Annotated in this window: 16 protein-coding genes; 5 read left to right on the forward strand and 11 right to left on the reverse strand. The window is 45.7% G+C overall.

Annotated elements, in window-relative coordinates:
* Positions 1–16: 16 nt before the first annotated feature.
* Positions 17–1,387: an L-serine ammonia-lyase gene (locus tag J4N43_RS22700; RefSeq protein WP_053349354.1), complete on the forward strand. Its 1,371-nt coding sequence runs from the start codon at positions 17–19 to the stop codon at positions 1,385–1,387.
* A gap of 121 nt (positions 1,388–1,508) precedes the next feature.
* Here the strand turns inward: J4N43_RS22700 and J4N43_RS22705 are convergent, their stop codons facing one another.
* The gene (locus J4N43_RS22705; RefSeq protein ID WP_005374030.1) at positions 1,509–1,745 is read right to left on the reverse strand and encodes a VPA0252 family protein; all 237 of its coding nucleotides are present in this window, start codon (positions 1,743–1,745) and stop codon (positions 1,509–1,511) included.
* A 248-nt stretch (positions 1,746–1,993) separates the two neighbouring features.
* On the opposite strand from J4N43_RS22705, the gene J4N43_RS22710 reads away from it, so the two are divergent.
* On the forward strand, positions 1,994–2,869 hold the full coding sequence (locus tag J4N43_RS22710) for a LysR substrate-binding domain-containing protein (RefSeq protein ID WP_005384388.1): 876 nt from the start codon (positions 1,994–1,996) through the stop codon (positions 2,867–2,869).
* Positions 2,870–2,937: 68 nt separating this feature from the next.
* Here the strand turns inward: J4N43_RS22710 and J4N43_RS22715 are convergent, their stop codons facing one another.
* From J4N43_RS22715 to J4N43_RS22735, 5 genes are all read right to left on the reverse strand, one after another.
* Positions 2,938–3,807 (reverse strand): LysR substrate-binding domain-containing protein, encoded by an 870-nt coding sequence (locus J4N43_RS22715; RefSeq protein ID WP_053349355.1) that lies wholly within the window; start codon positions 3,805–3,807, stop codon positions 2,938–2,940.
* Positions 3,808–4,007: 200 nt separating this feature from the next.
* Complete coding sequence (locus tag J4N43_RS22720) at positions 4,008–4,988, reverse strand: OmpA family protein (protein WP_065275126.1); 981 nt, start codon at positions 4,986–4,988, stop codon at positions 4,008–4,010.
* 454 nt (positions 4,989–5,442) lie between these two features.
* Positions 5,443–6,567 (reverse strand): M14 family metallopeptidase, encoded by a 1,125-nt coding sequence (locus J4N43_RS22725; RefSeq protein WP_017819760.1) that lies wholly within the window; start codon positions 6,565–6,567, stop codon positions 5,443–5,445.
* A 113-nt stretch (positions 6,568–6,680) separates the two neighbouring features.
* Positions 6,681–8,081, reverse strand: a complete 1,401-nt coding sequence (locus tag J4N43_RS22730; RefSeq protein WP_042523350.1) for an FAD-dependent oxidoreductase — start codon at positions 8,079–8,081, stop codon at positions 6,681–6,683.
* 217 nt (positions 8,082–8,298) lie between these two features.
* Positions 8,299–8,658, reverse strand: coding sequence for a DUF3316 domain-containing protein (locus J4N43_RS22735; RefSeq protein ID WP_017819758.1), 360 nt, complete (start codon positions 8,656–8,658; stop codon positions 8,299–8,301).
* Between the two features lie 412 nt (positions 8,659–9,070).
* Here J4N43_RS22735 and J4N43_RS22740 point away from each other — a divergent pair, with 412 nt between their 5' ends.
* Positions 9,071–9,997 (forward strand): VirK/YbjX family protein, encoded by a 927-nt coding sequence (locus J4N43_RS22740; protein WP_005384371.1) that lies wholly within the window; start codon positions 9,071–9,073, stop codon positions 9,995–9,997.
* Between the two features lie 12 nt (positions 9,998–10,009).
* Entirely contained in the window at positions 10,010–10,561 is a 552-nt protein-coding gene (locus J4N43_RS22745) for an outer membrane beta-barrel protein (RefSeq protein WP_062731083.1), read from the forward strand.
* 68 nt (positions 10,562–10,629) lie between these two features.
* Here J4N43_RS22745 and J4N43_RS22750 read toward each other — a convergent pair whose 3' ends face one another.
* The 5 genes from J4N43_RS22750 to J4N43_RS22770 form a co-directional block, all read right to left on the reverse strand.
* Complete coding sequence (locus J4N43_RS22750; protein ID WP_053349359.1) at positions 10,630–11,535, reverse strand: EamA family transporter; 906 nt, start codon at positions 11,533–11,535, stop codon at positions 10,630–10,632.
* A 66-nt stretch (positions 11,536–11,601) separates the two neighbouring features.
* Positions 11,602–12,306 (reverse strand): phosphonate utilization transcriptional regulator PhnR, encoded by a 705-nt coding sequence (gene phnR, locus J4N43_RS22755; protein WP_005442366.1) that lies wholly within the window; start codon positions 12,304–12,306, stop codon positions 11,602–11,604.
* A 9-nt stretch (positions 12,307–12,315) separates the two neighbouring features.
* A complete protein-coding gene (locus J4N43_RS22760) occupies positions 12,316–14,040 on the reverse strand; it encodes a putative 2-aminoethylphosphonate ABC transporter permease subunit (protein ID WP_158159457.1) in 1,725 nt (574 codons plus the stop codon).
* An 8-nt stretch (positions 14,041–14,048) separates the two neighbouring features.
* Positions 14,049–15,155 (reverse strand): putative 2-aminoethylphosphonate ABC transporter ATP-binding protein, encoded by a 1,107-nt coding sequence (locus tag J4N43_RS22765; protein WP_158159456.1) that lies wholly within the window; start codon positions 15,153–15,155, stop codon positions 14,049–14,051.
* A gap of 260 nt (positions 15,156–15,415) precedes the next feature.
* On the reverse strand, positions 15,416–16,426 hold the full coding sequence (locus J4N43_RS22770; protein ID WP_005384363.1) for a putative 2-aminoethylphosphonate ABC transporter substrate-binding protein: 1,011 nt from the start codon (positions 16,424–16,426) through the stop codon (positions 15,416–15,418).
* A 266-nt stretch (positions 16,427–16,692) separates the two neighbouring features.
* Here J4N43_RS22770 and phnW point away from each other — a divergent pair, with 266 nt between their 5' ends.
* Entirely contained in the window at positions 16,693–17,796 is a 1,104-nt protein-coding gene (gene phnW, locus J4N43_RS22775; RefSeq protein WP_158159455.1) for a 2-aminoethylphosphonate--pyruvate transaminase, read from the forward strand.
* Positions 17,797–17,817 lie beyond the last annotated feature (21 nt).

Raw genomic sequence — 17,817 nt, forward strand, 5'->3', positions numbered from 1 at the left:
CTAAAGGAAGTCAATTATGCTGTCGATTTTCGATATATTTAAAATTGGTGTCGGGCCATCCAGCTCCCACACTAATGGTCCTATGCTTGCCGGATTCCATTTCACTCAGCTAGTTAGCGACTCTATGGCGAAAGTGCATCGGGTGCAAGTGGACCTTTATGGCTCATTGTCACTGACAGGTCGAGGGCACCATACAGACCGAGCCACGGTCCTTGGTTTGATGGGAAATAAACCTGATACCATCAGAATGAGCAGTGCCAAAAGTGCGCTACAAAATACCATAGACAATAATACGCTCATGCTCGCCGGTACACACCAGATTGAGTTTAGCTACGACCATGACATCGTCTTTCATAGCGACAACCTTCCCCTGCATGAAAATGGCATGACGATTACGGCATTAGACGCAGCTGGAGATCAAGTAGCGTTTGAAATTTATTACTCCATTGGGGGCGGATTCATCGCCACCGCCGACGAACTAGAGAACGGCACGCAACAAAATGAGGTCGCAGTACCATTTCCGTTTACATCCGCAGATGAGATGCTGGAAAAAGCCGAGACGAACGGTTTCAGCTTGGGAGGCATGATCCTCCAAAACGAACTCGCATTTCGCTCAGACGAAGAAATCAACCAAAGAGCAGAGCAAATTTGGAAAGTGATGTCGCTCTGCATGCAACGTGGCTTCGACACGGAAGGGATTTTGGAAGGTGGTCTAAATGTCACTCGTCGAGCACCAAACCTTTTGAAAAAGCTCGAAGCCAACGCTGCAGTTGAAAACGATCCGATGGAGATCATGGATTGGATCAATCTCTTCGCCTTTGCGGTTAGTGAAGAAAATGCAGCAGGAGGGCAAGTCGTCACTTCTCCAACGAATGGTGCAGCAGGGGTGATTCCGGCGGTATTGATGTACTACCATCGCTTCATCAAAGAGCTCGATGTTAAACAGCTAAAAGACTTTCTCGCAGTCGCTGGCGCTATCGGCATCTTATATAAAACTAACGCGTCAATTTCTGGTGCAGAAGTGGGGTGTCAGGGAGAAGTTGGGGTTTCTTCATCCATGGCTGCCGCTGGCTTAACAGCGCTAAGAGGGGGCAGTAACGAGCAGATTTGTATTGCTGCGGAAATTGCGATGGAGCATTCATTGGGTATGACTTGTGACCCGATTGGCGGCTTGGTTCAAGTACCTTGTATTGAAAGAAATGCCATGGGAGCAATGAAAGCGATTAATGCATCGCGTATGGCATTAAAGCGCACAAGTAAATGCTTAATTTCGTTAGATAAAGTTATCGAAACCATGTATCAGACTGGTAAAGATATGAATAAAAAATACCGTGAAACCTCTTTGGGGGGCTTAGCTGTCATTCATATGGCACCGCCATGCGAATAATGGCAAGTGGTCATTGCGCTTAGCTTCTCACCATACGCTTATCTGGTAATTGTGATCTGATGATATTACATATAGAAATGCCGCGTTCTTCGCGGCATTTTCTTAACAAGAAACTATTCGATTAATCACGTCGACCACGAAGTTCAATTTTTTGAGTTGCAGCATCCGAATGGATTGTTACACCGCCATAGGCCATTTCATTGCGACCCTTCAGCGTCAATTGAGAATCTGCACGCTCTACGTCAACCTGATTTTTCGTTGCCATCGTCATATCAATCGTGCCCGTGTATGACCCATCGCCAGCAAATGCTACGTTTGTTGAGCAAACCATCAAAACAAGTGCGATTAGTTTTTTCATACATCACCTCTATTATCGTTCTAACTTTCTTTCGGTGGAAAAACTGTAACAACAGAAACGCGCTCATACGAGGAAAGCCATTATTTACCAAATGGAAATCCATGCTAATAAACTGGTGTAACCAAGAATAACTTATCGTTACCTTCAATAAATCAGGGATAAGGCCGCAACTTAAATTGACCGAGCGTTGTCTTTTCTTAAGAAATTCAGCGATATGATTTGTCGACAAAAGCCAAGCGAGAGAATGTATGAGCGTTAATCTGGATATTCAAAACATTTTGGTATTAAAACGGATGTATGAGCTACGTAACGTCCGGTTAGTCGCAGAATCACTCGGTAAAACGTCAGGAGCAATCAGCAAAAATCTGACAAAGATGAAAACTCAGCTCAATGATCCGCTATTCGTTCAGACCAAAAATGGCTTTGAACCAACAGCTTTTGTGGAAGCGAACATTGCGCATTTTGAGCAAATAATCAACAGTATTGATTCCATCAAACCACAGCATTTTTCACCAGCTCATTTTGACGGTTCAATCACTATTTATGCCAACACATTGTTTTGGGAGTACTTTGGTGACAAGTTTTACTTGGAGTTACTAAAGCACGCCCCAAACGCAAAATTCTCATGTTTGCGCTGGGGTAGCGAAGCAAAAAAACGATTAATTGACGGTGAAAACGCCATTGCGATTCATTACTTTGATGAAGATCTGCCACAGTCAATTGTTCAGACCGAACTGGGGCGAGGAAAAGCGGTATTTTTTGTTCGACAAGATCATCCCGCTCAAAACTCCCAAGAGCTAGAAGAATACCCTTTTATACTTTTTAAAACGCCGGGATGGAACGACTACCGATACCCTGTGTTGGAAAGGCTCAAACATATGGGTTTTAGAACCACACCTAAAGTGGAAATTGAGCACCCAGCGATGATTCAAAAAGTGCTTCTGCAAACGAATCATTTTGGCATAACGATGAGTGGACATGTTCCTAAGGGTTGCCGAAGTATCGCGCTTCCTGCTGGGCTAGAGCTTGATGTTCGCTACGTGATGAGCTGTCGTCGCTCTCAACAGCAAGCTCCGGTAAATCAGTGGTTATTAGATGTAATTAAGCATGTCGCTCAGTCCTAGACTGATGACTTGCTACTGCTAATAATAGCCAAACCACACATGCGCTCTACTCACTCGCTGAACGAACATTAAAGACTCTGTATTAACCATTGAGCAAAGGTGTTTACGTGTGATTTTTCGGATGCTCGAACCATCATATAATGTGCACCAGAACTTGGCATATTCCAATTTCCAGCCTGGACTAATACGCCCTGTTGCAGCTCATCCTCAACAAGAAAGTCTCTTACCAGCAACACGCCAAGTTGATTCATCGCAGCATGAATAGCAAGCAATGAGTGTTCAAACTCGGCGACGACTTTGCTCACCTTCCCTTGATAACCTTGGTGCGTAAGCCACTCTTGCCAAGATTCATGATAACCGCCAGTACAAATTTTAGGCGCTTTAGCTAACTGCAAGAGGTCATTTATCGGGTTTAAATGCATAAAGCCGGGGCTTGCGACAACGATCCAGTTTTCTTGGGTTAATCGTATGGCTTCTTGCTCTTGCCAATCTCCATCTCCGTTAATAATTTCGATATCCGCAATCGCACTGGCGCTTGGAACTGTATTAGCAGTAGTCGAGATTTTAAAGGAGATGTCTGGGAATTGTCGCTGAAAATCAGCCAATCTTGGCATTAACCACTGAGAGCAAAAGCTGTGAGCGACATGTAAGTTAACTTGCGTATTCTTGGGACGAGTAAATAAATGCTGCGTCGTGGTCGATAATGTTTGAAGCACATGATTAACCACAGGCCAGTATTCTTGTGCGGAGCAGGTCAGCGTAAGGTGAGTGCCCTTACGCTCGAATAACGTCGCATTGAGCTGTGACTCTAGCGATTTCACCTGTTGGCTGACGGCCGCACGAGTCACATTCAGCTCCTCTGCGGCTTTTGTAAAACTCTGTAGTCGCGCCGTGGCTTCAAAAGCTCGGAGCAAATTGAGCGGCGGTAAACTTTGCATATCATTCTCCCAAACACTTGGCTGTCATGCTATGAACTGGTGATGACAAATTGATGAAGGTGCTGAGTTTACGTATGTTGAGCACATGTCAAAGCGTCCCGATATAACTATGTTTCTACACAACTACTTAGTTAGTTAAGCGGGATCAAAAAAGCCAGCGTGATACACGCTGGCTTTTGGAACTTTATCTTAAGCAGGAATTATTCTGCTTTTTCAGTTGTTTGGTATTCAAACGCAGGAACAACCACTTCAACACGACGGTTCATTTGACGACCTTGACGTGTCTCGTTGCTTGCCACTGGGTTAGCTTCACCCATGCCTTTCACTGTCATACGCTCAGCCGCAATACCTTTTGCTTGGAACTCGTCAGCAACGGCTTTCGCACGTTTTTCTGTGAGTTGCTTGTTGTAAGCAGCAGAACCTGTCGTATCGCTGTAACCCGTGATCTCAACTTGAGCTTGTGGGTAAGTATTCATCAAATCAACGGTACCAGAAAGGTTCGACGCGTCTTTCACTTCTGCACTTTCTAAGTCGAATTGTACTGTCGCTGTTGTTTGAGCAGGGTAAACGTGATCTACAATGCGTGTTGCAGGACGTGCTTCTACCACCTCTTCAACGGCTTTTTCTTGAACGACTGGCTCAGAGCCAAACTTGTAGTTGAAACCGATACCGAAGAAATCTGAATCCATGTCTTCAATTACATCATCAGACATATCTTGGTAGCGTTGGTATTCAGCACGTAGGCTCCAGTTGTAGTTGATTTGGTATTCAGCACCCAGAGAGCCAGTTGGTACGAAATCTTTCTCGTCACCAGCCATCATGTATGCAGCACCAACTTTCGCGAATAGATTCCAAGAATCCGTTAGCGGTAGGTTAAATTTAGGAGCAAGCGTCAACGCCCAAAGATCACCATCAACGGTGTTTAGGCCAGGCTTTTTGAAGTTTGCAGTGAAGTCACCAAGGTAATCAACACCATACTCTGCTGCAACGTACTTGTTGAAGCTGTAGCCTAAGTGCATAGATGCTGCAAAACTGTCGTCGTCACAAGGTTCGTTTAGGTAACACGCATCGTTTAGAGAGTTGTAACCTATTTTACCGCCCATGTAAGTGTCAGCAAGTGCAACGTTTGAGATCACACCACCAGCAAGTACAGTAGCCACTGCTATAGCGATTTTTTTCATTATTCTTTTCCTTTTTCTTGTACACAAAGCAACACATCGCGGCAGCATACTGCCGTAAAATATGAAGCCGTAACTTTCTCTTTTCTTCGAATAGAAATAGCTAAATAGCGTAGGAAAGAATCAAAAATGATATTCAAACGCCAATGACGTAAAACGGAAAAAGGTAACCTCAAGACCATCTATTCATGAGCTTCATCCGCATACCCAACCGAAAAACAAAGTTCGTTGCGTTGGTTTAGCCATAGTCAATTCGTTGCGGAGAATATCACAAAGAAGCCAACTTTCTGTGACGCAAATCACCATAAAAAGCCACTTTCTCAAATTTAAGAATCATCATTTAAGCTTGTGAATGGCAACAAATTTTTACAGGGGAGCGTGGATCTGGAGAGCACAAAAAAACAGCTCATTTAAATGAGCTGTTTTCGAAATAATGAAAAAGCGTTAACTCGTCGCGCTAAATTTTATCCGCTACGGTTAACGTTGCAGCTAATACATCTTGCCCAAACAAGACACTACGCTCAGGAGACCAACCGTAAAGTGGATCTGGGTGATTGTTGTTATCTTTAAATGGCATTTCGATTGTGTAAGACAAGCATTTGAACTGCTCTGCAACCCAATTTGAACCCACCGTCAAATTCGCTTTACCAGGCTCATCTTTATCGTAACCAATCTCATCTTGGAACTCTGGCGTAATAGTCAGTAACGCTTGCTTAAATGATGTCTCTAAAGCGGCAAGATTTTCATCGTAAGAAGGAATACCTTCTGAGCCAGCGACGAAGTTATACGGAATCGCTTCATCGCCATGAATATCTAAAAACATGTCAACACCCGTTTCCAGCATGCGCTGACGCACAAGGTAGACTTCTGGGCTCTTTTCCATTGATGGCGTTTGCCATTCACGATTTAGGTTTACACCTACTGCGTTGGTACGCAAGTGACCGCGAATACCACCGTCTGGGTTCATATTTGGTACGACGTAAAGCACCGCTTTTTCAAGCAATGCACGCGCAACCGTGTCGTTTTCATCTAACAGACGTTGGATCATACCTTCCATGAACCATTCCGCCATGGTCTCACCTGGGTGCTGACGTGCAATCATCCAGATTTTCTTTTTGCCTTCTTCTGGCTCACCGAAAGTAAGCAAGCTCATGTCATTGCCATCTAGCGTATGACCAAGCGTCTCTAGTTGGCAGTGGTGCGCGCTTTGTGCCATGTGTAACAAGTCTAAATGACGATCGTACGTGTATGGCGCAAAGTACGCGAAGTAAATTGAGCTGCGCTCAGGGATTACAGTGAAAGTCAGCGTGTCGCCATCGAACTCTGCCGGTACTCGGAACCATTCTTCACGATCGTAAGACGCAACCACATCGTAACCTTGCCATCCTTCTGGATAAGCCGATTTAGCCAAATCAAGCAATTTGATGGTGTGTGATTGCTCGGCTTCTGTCTCAAGACGGAAGTGGAACCACTGGTAGAATTCCGACATATTGTCGTTAGGAATTTTGAGTTGGATGTCGTTTTTGTCGTCCGCTTTCACTACGTGAATGCTGCCGCTATCGAAGTTGCTGAATACTTTCATTTTATGACTCACCTTTTAAATCTGAGCTTGAAAGACAGAGGCTAACACAAGGCTTCATCGCGCCCCAATGACTTTCACTGCAAACTGTCTCGTTTGTGGCTAAAGTCTTCAGTTTAGTCAAGCTTATCCGCTTTGCCTGCTGGTCCCGCGAGTTTTGCTAGCCACTTATCCCAGATAAACGGCGTTTTCTCGTTATCTTCTGCTTCCTCTTTTCGACGTACCGCGTTGCGCACTATCATAGCCCCGGTCCAGCGAAGCGGTTCTGGTGGGAAATACCCCAACGGTCCTTTGGCTAAACCACTGTTCGTCCACTCGTTATCGATTCCCAATATCAATGAAGATAAGATCTTTCCGCCCATTCGAGTCTGCGCTACACCATTGCCTGAATAACCAAATCCGTAAAAGATATTGCTCTGTTTATCTAGCTCGCCGAAAAAAGGGAAACCAGTAGCAGAACGATCAGAGCCCCCCGTCCATGAATAAGCAAACTCCTCTCCTCTCAAATGAGGAAACAACTTATCGAACGACTTGCGCAGTAGACCTTGGTAGCGTGTTGGCTTGTTAAACATTGCGTCGACTTGGTTATTGAAAGAAAACTGATTGCCGCCTTTCCCCAACATCAAACGGCCATCTGGCGTATCTCGGTAATAGTGGACGAAGATACGTGAATCCAACACGCTAGAACCTGCCTGCCAACCAGATAGAGGTAGTGCGTCACCAAGCGGCTTGGTGATCACCATGTCGGAAGAGACCACCACGATACTGTTTTTGAACTGTTTAAACTGCTCCACCATCCATGCATTTAATGCCAATACCACCTGCTGCGCTTGAACATTTCCTTTAGGTGTACAGACAGTGGCAGGTTTTCCATAATCTAGACGCGTCATCGGCGTGTTCTCATAAACTTCTACACCCAGATCAATAGCAACACGGCGTAACCCCCTCACTAATAATGCAGGTTGAACGCTGGCTGCAACTGGAGAGTGAAAGCCTTCTATATGTCGAGGTGAACCCGCATTGGCACGCAGTTCCTCCACCGAGCAACGACGCCAACTGTTCACTTCTAATCGCTTTAACTCGTCCACAACTGGCTGCATTCCCCCAGTTTGAGCCTGATTGGTTGCAGTGTAATAAACCCCTTTCAACGATAAGTGCGCATCAATGTTGTGCTGCTGACAAAAGTCGTCAATCTCTAGCACTGCTTGTTCCGACTCTTTTACTAACCAAGCAGCATGCTCTTCACCGAATAACCGTTTCAATGTCGGAAACTTGGTAGACCAAGTCAGCATACAACCGCCGTTTGCGCCCGATGCACCACTGCCACAAAGGCCTTTTTCAATCACGACTACCTTTTTTTCCGGAGATTGCTGCTTAATCATAATCGCGGTCCAAAGTCCGGTGTATCCGCCACCAACAATCGCAACGTCAGTATTAATGTTCTGCTGTAACGGTTGTGGCGTTTCTGGTTGCTCAGCTTCAATTGCCTGCTTGAACCAATATGAATGATGTGTCATCGGGTATCCTCGTTAGTGCGTTACATCCATTTCCGCAAACACTTTACAAACGATGATGACAATCAACGAGCAAGAAAATCTAACGCTGAGCGATAGAAAATGTTGTACTGAGAGTGTGAAAATTTTCGCTTTCGACAAAAAAAATGGGGAGCTCGTGGCTCCCCAAAACAAACAGCAAAAAATATTAGTGGTAAACAATTCAAGTCCGTCTTACTGGTTAGTATTTACCGGTATCACGCATGCGGTACTCGTATTGAACATTGAGAATAGGCTGGTAAACAACTTGCCCGTCACTTTGCAAGAACTCATTTACCATGACTTTTGAGTCAGTGATAGAAAACGATTGGCGATCAACATACGTTGTAAGGCTCGTAAACTCATCACGGAGTTGTCCAGATGATTTATTTTGGTAGCTTTGGATCATGTCTCGGCCCATTTCATAAGCCGCTTGTTTGCTATCCATTACGTCGCCATGGATAGTTTCGGTATCGTTTGTCCACTGATAACCACCAGCAAGAGCCATAGAAGGTGCAGCAATCAGAGCAATCGTACTTGCTAAAGTTGTTAAGCGTTTCATAAACCTCTCCTTACTTACCTTTACATCGGGCCAAAATTGGCTCGATACTTATAAGGTACGTATAAAGACCTAAAACACGTCAAAACAATTTCAAATAATGTTCAATTTTCGTTCAACTTATTTCACATTAACTTAGCAACTCAACGTCATATTCAGCCGACATTCGCATTTTCTTCCTTTTGAACAATGGGTTTCAACCTGACACTTCCTTACCAAACCATACAATACCTAAGGTCAATTTTCTCTTAGAATTCCAGCAAAAGAACACTGTTCAAAACCTTACACAAACGTCGGACACAGCAAAAACCACCCCTTTTCAGTCGTGCTTTGCATTCCTCCTTTTCGGGTTCTTCGCTGCTCGTCCGTCGGTTCTTAATTGTCGCTATTGAGCACAAGTTAATCTGGAGTGAAAATGACCGCGAACAAATCCATTTTTTACCATAGCAAATCGATTTACTCAGATGATTATGCTGATGTCTACAAGCCAATTTGGACCTACAGAGCTAAGTTCATCTTACGTGCGCTTTATTACAAACGTGCGTTTAAGCACCTTTCAGACAATATTGAATCGTCATTGTTAGAGTTGCTTTGTACACGTACGCATCGATTTTTAGAGAAGCCGTTTCGTCCGTATATCATCAAAAACAACTCAGCGTTCGATCGTTCTAACTTGGTGGTTGATCACTACAAAACGATTTCAGAACTGTTTTCTAAACAAACAATCGAAGAAATCTACACAGACTCGAAAGGCCTAACATTAGCCTCTTTTGAAATTGACGAAATACTGTACTCGGTGAGATTAGTATACGAAGCACGTTATCAAAAAGAAGGCGACATGAGCCTAGTGCTGCACAGCGCTGAAGATGGCAACTTCTACACGCTCTCTTTTACGCTAGGTCACATCGAATCTGGACGCAGCATTATGATTGGCGGCTTACAAGGACCGCGAAGCAGTGAAGAAAACAACGCGAAAATTAAAAAGCTAACTCGTAAGCTTTACGGACAGAGACCAAAAAGCTTGATGGTGAGCTTGCTCACTTTGCTCGCACAAATTTGGGAAGTAAATACGATTCTAGCAGTGAAAACGCAGTCCCATACTTACGCAGCTAAGCGCTACAGCAAAGGGCGAATCAAAACGGATTACGATGCACTCTGGCAAGAATTGGGCGGCACCGAATACAATCGTCATTTTTACTCAATTGATGTAAATGCACCCCGTCGAGATATCGAAGGCATGTCGCGCTCTAAGCGTTCGATGTATCGTCGCCGTTATGAATGGCTAGACAACACCAAGATCACTTTCGAACAAATATTAAAAGGCGAGCAAGCTAAAAGCTAAGGAGAAGCGTTCATGCGTTATTCATTCATTACTGCTTTAGTGTTGTCGGCTTTTTCTTTGTCAGCCAACGCAGAAACCAGTGAGCACATCATAGGTACAAACATTGGCTATGGCGATGTGAACTACGATGCTCCGACAAGCAAAGAATCAGGCGACATGTTCTTAGGTGAAATATATTACCGCTACATGCCAACACATAACTTTGGTATCGAAGCAGGTTATAAAGGCGCGTTTGACGGTATCGGCTCGATACTCGTGAGTCCGATTTCAGAAGTCACCGATACGAGCTTCTCCGGACCTCGCTTGAGTGGCTATGCTAGCTATCCTCTGGGTTCAGGTTTCGAACTGTACGGCAAGGCAGGTATCACTCTCTACACTCTCGAATACACTTATAAAGTGAACGGTCAGAGCAAGAACATCGAACACTCAAGTGTCGGAGGTGAAGCGGCTGGCGGTATCGGCTGGAGCTATAAACACTTTGGTTTGAATGCAGAATATGTGTACTCAAAAAACAGCGATTTTGACTCTAGCGGTGTGATGTTTGGTGCGCAACTGCGTTTTTAAACAAGGCTTACAAGTTAATACAAAAGGCAGCGAGAGGCTCATTCGCTGCCTTTTTTCGTGAATATAGGTCAATACGTAAGCGCGAGAATGATCCCCGCCACGATCGAAGTAACGCCAAGCCCTCGGGTGAGATACCATTTCTCAGACAGAAACCAAATCCCCATAAACAACCCAAACACAATGCTGATTTGCCTTAGTGCCACCACCAAACTCACGTTGTCTGTCATGGTCATCGCAAACAGCACCAAGCCGTAGGTGGATGCCATCATTACCCCTGCCATGCTGGCTGTTTTGCGGATCTGCCACGCTGTCTTAATCTCATCTGGCTTGCCTGTAGCCAAGCACCACACAAGGGCAGGAATACCAATTGCCCAAAACTGCACGCCTAAGTAAAAGATCGCACTGTACTGATCATTCAAGATCTCTGATGCTTGCCCTGTAAGTAAACTCAGCGCTTCTTTATCGACCACCGAGTAACCCGTTGTGCCTATTGCGGCAATTAATGCCCAGAACACACCGACGTTCAAATAGGAGCCCAATGTCATTTGACGAAAATTCGTCAGTGGCACCAGCATACAACCAAGGGTAATCAGCAAGAACCCAAGCCACTGCTGACTGGATAATTCATGTCCCAATGCCACACTGATTGCGCCGACCATCATCACTGGCAGTGCCCGAGCAATGGGATAAACCACACCCACGTCAGCATGCTTATAAGCGACAATCAAACCAACCAGATAAACCATTTGTGAAATGCCGCTAATGAACAGCAACCCCCAAAACTCACTCGGTAATGATGTCCAGCCAATGGTTGCCAAATACCAAATCAAATAAGGGGTAAGAATGAAACATGCAGAAAAGCTGGCGGCCATAGTAAACGCGAGTCCAGAGCCTGAGTTGCTTTTACCAAGGATATTCCAACCCGCATGGAGAACAGCAGAAAAAACGACGAGACCAATCGCCAACAAATCCATTTCAATGTTCCTGTCTGAATAAAATAAAGGCCCCGAGATGGAGCCTTAGATAATGAGAAAATCCACTTAACGATTGAGTTCCGCCAGAGATTCAATGCTGATGGCATCGTGTCGCCAATACTCGATATCGCAATCAATCAACTCACCATGCTGGTTGTAGTTGATGCGCTCCACTACCATCGCTGGCGTACCGGCTGTCGCACGCAATGCCTGAGCCATTTCACCCAACAAAGTACTGGTTGAAATGCGGTAGCGAATCTTTTGATACGTCACGCCATAATGATCGCGGTAAATGTCCGTCAGTGAATTTGATAAATCGTAGTCCAGCAGGTTCGGAAACAGCTCTGGGCGAATGTAGTTTGTTACGAATACCACAGGTCTATCTTCAAGGTATCGCACACGGTCGACTCGATACACGTCCGAGAAAGGCTGCAAGTCCAGCAAGCGCGCGGCTTGTTTGTTTGCCAAGGTTCCTTTTGCTGCGACCAACTCCGTTTTTGGCACACGATTTTGCGCTTTCGCCATGTTCGGAAAATTAAGTGTTTGAGTAGGGTCGTAGCGTAGTGGCTCAGGTGAAATAAACCAGCCTCTGCGATCTTCACGATAAATTCTCCCTTCGGCTTCCAATAACGACAACGCTTCGCGCAACGTAACTCGGGTTGTGTCGAACGACTCCGCCAACTTGCGCTCCGCAGGCAATTTCTGACGCGGTGATAGCATGCCCGCTTCAATCTGTTCAACAATCGAATCTTTAATTTTTACGTACTGCACGAGGTGTCCTTATCTTTTACGCCAAGCCTGAGTGCGACTTTCTAACCACTTCCCCAACGTCATCTGCACGATCTTCGCAATCGCGGCTGCAATCATGATCATCACGGCCATCGCAGCAGCTGCGCCCGTTTGGCCTGCATCGTCCATATTCAGAATCGAGACCGAAGCCGGAATCGTATCAGTTGAGTAAAGGAATACTACCGCAGAAGTGGTGGTCAATGCATTAACAAACAAGTAAGTCGCAATGTCCAAAATCGCAGGTAAACATACAGGTAATGTCACTTTAAAGAACAACTTGTATTGAGGAAGCTTCACCGATGCTGCTGTGGCTTCAATCTCCGATGGCAACTGCTTTAGCGCTGTCAGGGCGGTCATGTGACCCACTGTGTAGTAATGCACTACGGTGTTAATCACCAGAAACGCCATCGTACCGTAAAGCACATTCAATGGGTTGTTCATATCATTGAAGTAAAAGATGTATCCTAAACCCAAAACCATGCCCGGCACCGCCATTGGCACCACGCTCAGCATTTGCATCGCCTGACGAACTGGCCCAAACGCACGACCTTTTTCAATACAGTAGGCACCGACAAAAATCACAGCGGTACCAATCAGCGCAGTCCAACCTGCCAGCGTTAACGAGTTGAAGAATGGGCTCCAACCGTAAGTGCTCATTTCAGCAAAGTTGTAATTGTTCAGCGTCAGCGCTTTGTTCCAAGGCCAAAATGTCACTAGAGAGCCGTAAACTGCCATGCCTAACACTACCAGTACTGCGACAGAAATCAGTGAACAGTATACGAAGCAAAAGCCATCACGCGTTTTGTTAGGTTCTGGTTGATAAGGTACAGAGCGAGTATCAAACAAGCTCTTTTGTTTTTTCTGCACCCAACGATCCGCACCAAACGCCATTACCGCAGGAAATAACAGCATGATGCTGGTCACTGCACCCATGGCAAAGTTTTGCTGGCCCACCACTTGTTTGAAGATGTCAGTCGCCAAAACGTTGTAGCTTCCCCCAATCACTTTCGGCACACCAAAGTCCGTGATAACCAATGTAAAAATCACAATAAGCGTACTGATCAAACCGTATTTCGCCGCAGGTAACGTCACCATAAAGAAGGTTTTGATTGGTGAAGTTTTAAGTGCGCGGGCTGCTTCATACAAACGGGCATCAGAAGTGCGCAGCGAAGTGGTCAAAATCATCAATGCATGAGGGAAGGTCCAGAAAATCAAACCCATCGAGATACCAATCACGCCGTAAATCGAGTTTCCTAACAGCATCTCTTTGGCAATGCCTTGATTACCGAAAAGGAAGATCAAACTGATCGCTGGCAGTAACGAAGGCGCGAGGATCGGCGCGGTACCTAGGATTTGAAACAAAACTTTAAACGGCATGCATGAACGAGTCAGCGCGTAGGCATAACCGAACGCAAGCACACCCACTACCGAGGTCACTATCACGCCCAAAGTGAAGGTGTTTCCCACTGACACCCACAAGCTTGAAGAGGAAAAGTATGTCGCAAAGTTTACCAGACCGACAAATTCGCCATTGGCATTTTGCACACTCTTGGTCAACATTGCCCAAAGCGGCATTAAGATGAACAGCACCATCATGGTCGACAAACCAGCGAGCAAACCGAACAACACAAGGTTGTCGCGGCTAACACGTCCGAGTAGGGATTTTGCTTTGTCTTGCGTGGTTAGGCTATTCATCGTCATTGTCTTCGCATCCATGTTTACACCTACGCTGCTAGCGCTTTATCAACCGAGGGCACGGCGTAACCATGCAGCCCTTCTTCAGCAAACTGGATGTAACGTACATCGCCCGCTTTGATATTGAGTTTTTGAACCGTTTCCACAGGCACATCCACTACGACGGTTTTCGTTGAGCTGTCGTTTTGCAATACGCAATCAATGCGGAAAAACGCCCCTAGAAACTCGGTTGCCTTAACTCGCACAGGTAAAGAATTGGTGTAGTTTTCAACGAACTTGATGCTTTCAGGACGCACTGCAAGGTCGAAGCGGTCACCACGTTGGATCTTACGATTGGTCAAGCTTGGCGCTGGCATCAAGGTTTCGGCAATGCGTACTTGGGAGTCCGTTGCGACTGAGGTTTCAATAAAGTTCATGCTGCCGACAAACTCAGCAACAAAGCGCGTCGCTGGTTGTTGGTAGATCTCTTGAGGTGTGCCGACTTGCTCAATCACACCATGGTTCATTACCACGATACGATCCGCCATCGACAGCGCTTCGTCCTGATCGTGCGTAACCATGATGGTGGTGATGCCGAGTTTGCGTTGCAACTTACAAATCTCGTCACGCAAGTGAACACGTACTTTTGCATCCAGCGCCGACAGCGGCTCATCAAGTAACAGTAGACCCGGAGACAACGCCAATGCACGAGCCAAAGCGACACGCTGCTGCTGACCACCGGAAAGTTGGTTAGGGAATTTCTCACCAGAGGTTGGAAGACCAATGGTTTCTAACCAATAATCCACCTTCTCTAACGCTTCTTTGGTCGACATGCCTTGGTTCTTCAAACCCACCGCAATGTTCTCTTGCACAGTTAGGTTCGGAAACAGCGCGTAAGATTGGAATACGATGCCGAAATCGCGCTTCTCTGGTGGTAGGAATGTGGTCTCTTGACCGTTTTGAAAAATCGCACCAGACGTTGGCAAGTCTAAACCTGCAATGGCACGTAGCAGAGTGGTTTTACCGCAGCCAGAAGGACCAAGAAAACAAACGAACTCGCCCTTTTCAATCGCTAGCGAGATTTTCTTTAATGCAGTGAACTGTCCGAATTGCTTCACTACATTTTCGATATTTAGGTAATGTTGGTTAGTTGACATAACACATGCTCCAAATGGTATATACCAACTTTAGTTTTGTAGTGTTACGTTCCAATGACAAATTTATAGCCAGAAGATGACAAATAGATGAAGGGAGATGAGAGTGGTAATTAGAGATTCCCGACTTTCTTAAGTCCGTCATTCCAGCGAACCTAGGTGAGACTAGGAATCTACTTGCAGCAAACTCTGAAATAACAGAGAAAACAAAAAATCCACCTCAACCGAGGTGGATTTCAGCATTCAAGTTAGAGCAAATTCAATTAAGACTTTGGCTCTGATTTCGCGTCGAACTTCTCAGACCATGCCGCTAGGATCTCTGCACGCTTGCTGCCCATTTGGGCGAAGTCCATCTTCGCCATGTTCTCTTGAACGTTCGGGAAGTTAGACACGGTCGCTTTCACTTCTTTATGTGCAACCACTGGGTACATTTCTACGTAAAGCTCGTTTGCAGCTTTAGAGATTGACCAGTCGACAACACGTTTCGCTGCATCCGATTCTTTTACTAGACCAACAGCTTCTGATTCCCAGCCGATACCTTTTGGTGTGATAACCGCTAGTGGTGCGCCTTGTGTTTTCAGCTTCGCGCCGCGGCTTGCCATCGAAATACCGATAGCCACTTCACCCATACCTGCTTGAACACATGGCTTAGAACCCGAGTGCGTGTAGTGTGCAATATTCTTGTCTAAGTCACGCATGTAGTTCCATGCCTGATCTTCACCCATGTTTTGTAGCCAAGCAGAAACCTGCATGTAGCCAGTGCCTGAAGACGCTGGGTTCGGCATTGCAATGTGACCTTTGTAAACCGGCTTCGTTAGGTCTTCCCAAGACGTTGGTTTCGGTAGGTTAAGTTGTTTCGCTACCGCTTCGTTGAAACAAACTGCGTTAAAGAACGCATCGTTACCAAACCAAGCTTGGTTTGATTGAGGGTCGTTTAGGTTCGCGTGCAGCTCTTCCAAACCTTTTGGTGTGTAAGGCTTAAGAAGACCTTCATCTTTAAGCAGTGCCATTGACGAGCCAGCAAGACCCCAAACCACTTCCGCTTGAGGGTTGTTCTTTTCGGCCAGCAATTTCGCCGTCATGATACCGGTGGAATCGCGAACCCACTTAATCTTGATATCTGGGTTATCTTTCTCAAACGCAGACTTGTATTTAGCAAGAATGTCAGTTTCGAAAGCGGTGTAAACCGTGACTTCCTGTGCTGCCATTGCATTCGTAGCTAGCAGAGAGACAAGTGCAGCCAGCGATCCTTTCATCAAACGGTTTTTCATCATTTTCTCCAGTTAATTTGGCTAAGTTTTCATTTGGTCTGTACCAGTTGACGATATACACCCTACTGAGCCTTTGTGACGAATTCATGACCATTAAATGGCAGTTTTACGAAAATTATCGATGAATAATCGTTCAATTGATCCGCCATTTTCTGGATATTAAAGTTTTGTGAAATTGAAGATTCGCCTATTTACTGCCCTTTTCTTCCTCGCTAGAGTGAACTCGAAATTTGGTGTAGACCAATTGGCTTATTCTGATGGAAATCGAGATGAAAAACGAATACCTACTACTGACTCCAGGTCCTCTATCTACTTCTGAAACAGTACGCGAAGCCATGCTGAAAGACTGGTGTACTTGGGATGATGAATACAACAAAGACATTGTAGAAGTGATCCGCACTAAGCTTGTAAAACTGGCGACGGAGCAAGACGGCTACACCAGCGTACTAATGCAAGGTAGTGGCACCGCATCAGTAGAAGCGACGATTGGCAGCGCCATTGGCAAAGATGGAAAATTGTTGGTTGTCGACAACGGCGCTTACGGTGCACGTATCGCTCAGATCGCTGATTACCTAAATATTCCATGCCATGTAGTTTCCCCAGGCGAAACATCACAGCCACACTTGAACGAGGTGGAAACTGCATTGGCATCGGATCCTGCTATCACACACGTGGCGATTGTTCACTGCGAGACAACCACTGGCATGCTTAACCCAATTGAGGCATTTGCTTCTGCGGCAAAAGCACACGGTAAAGTGGTGATTCTCGATGCCATGTCGAGCTTTGGTGGCATTCCTATCGATATCGCTGAGCTAGGCGTCGATTTTATGATCAGCTCTGCAAACAAATGTATTCAAGGCGTGCCGGGCTTTGGCTTTGTGATTGCGAAACAAACAGAGCTCGAAAAGTGCCAAGGTCAGGCACGTTCTTTGAGCCTTGATCTTTACGACCAGTGGCACTGCATGGAAGTGAACCACGGTAAATGGCGTTTTACGTCTCCAACGCACACGGTTCGCGCTTTCTATCAAGCATTGTTAGAGCTGGAACAAGAAGGCGGCATTGAGGCTCGTCATAACCGCTACCAAACTAACCAGAAAACACTGGTTGCAGGTATGCGCTCTTTGGGGTTTGAGCCACTACTGAGTGATGACCTTCACTCGCCAATCATCACTTCTTTCTACTCTCCGACGCACAGTGATTACCAGTTCAAAGCGTTCTACACACGTTTAAAAGAGCAAGGTTTTGTGATTTATCCGGGTAAGGTATCGAACGCAGATTGCTTCCGTATCGGCAACATTGGTGAAGTTTACCCAGCAGATATCGAGCGCTTAATCGGTGCGATTGAAAAAGCAATGTACTGGCAAGTTGCGTAAAGCAGCCTTCTGATTGAGAGA

The sequence above is a fragment of the Vibrio sp. SCSIO 43009 genome (assembly GCF_023716525.1).
Classification (GTDB): domain Bacteria; phylum Pseudomonadota; class Gammaproteobacteria; order Enterobacterales; family Vibrionaceae; genus Vibrio; species Vibrio alginolyticus.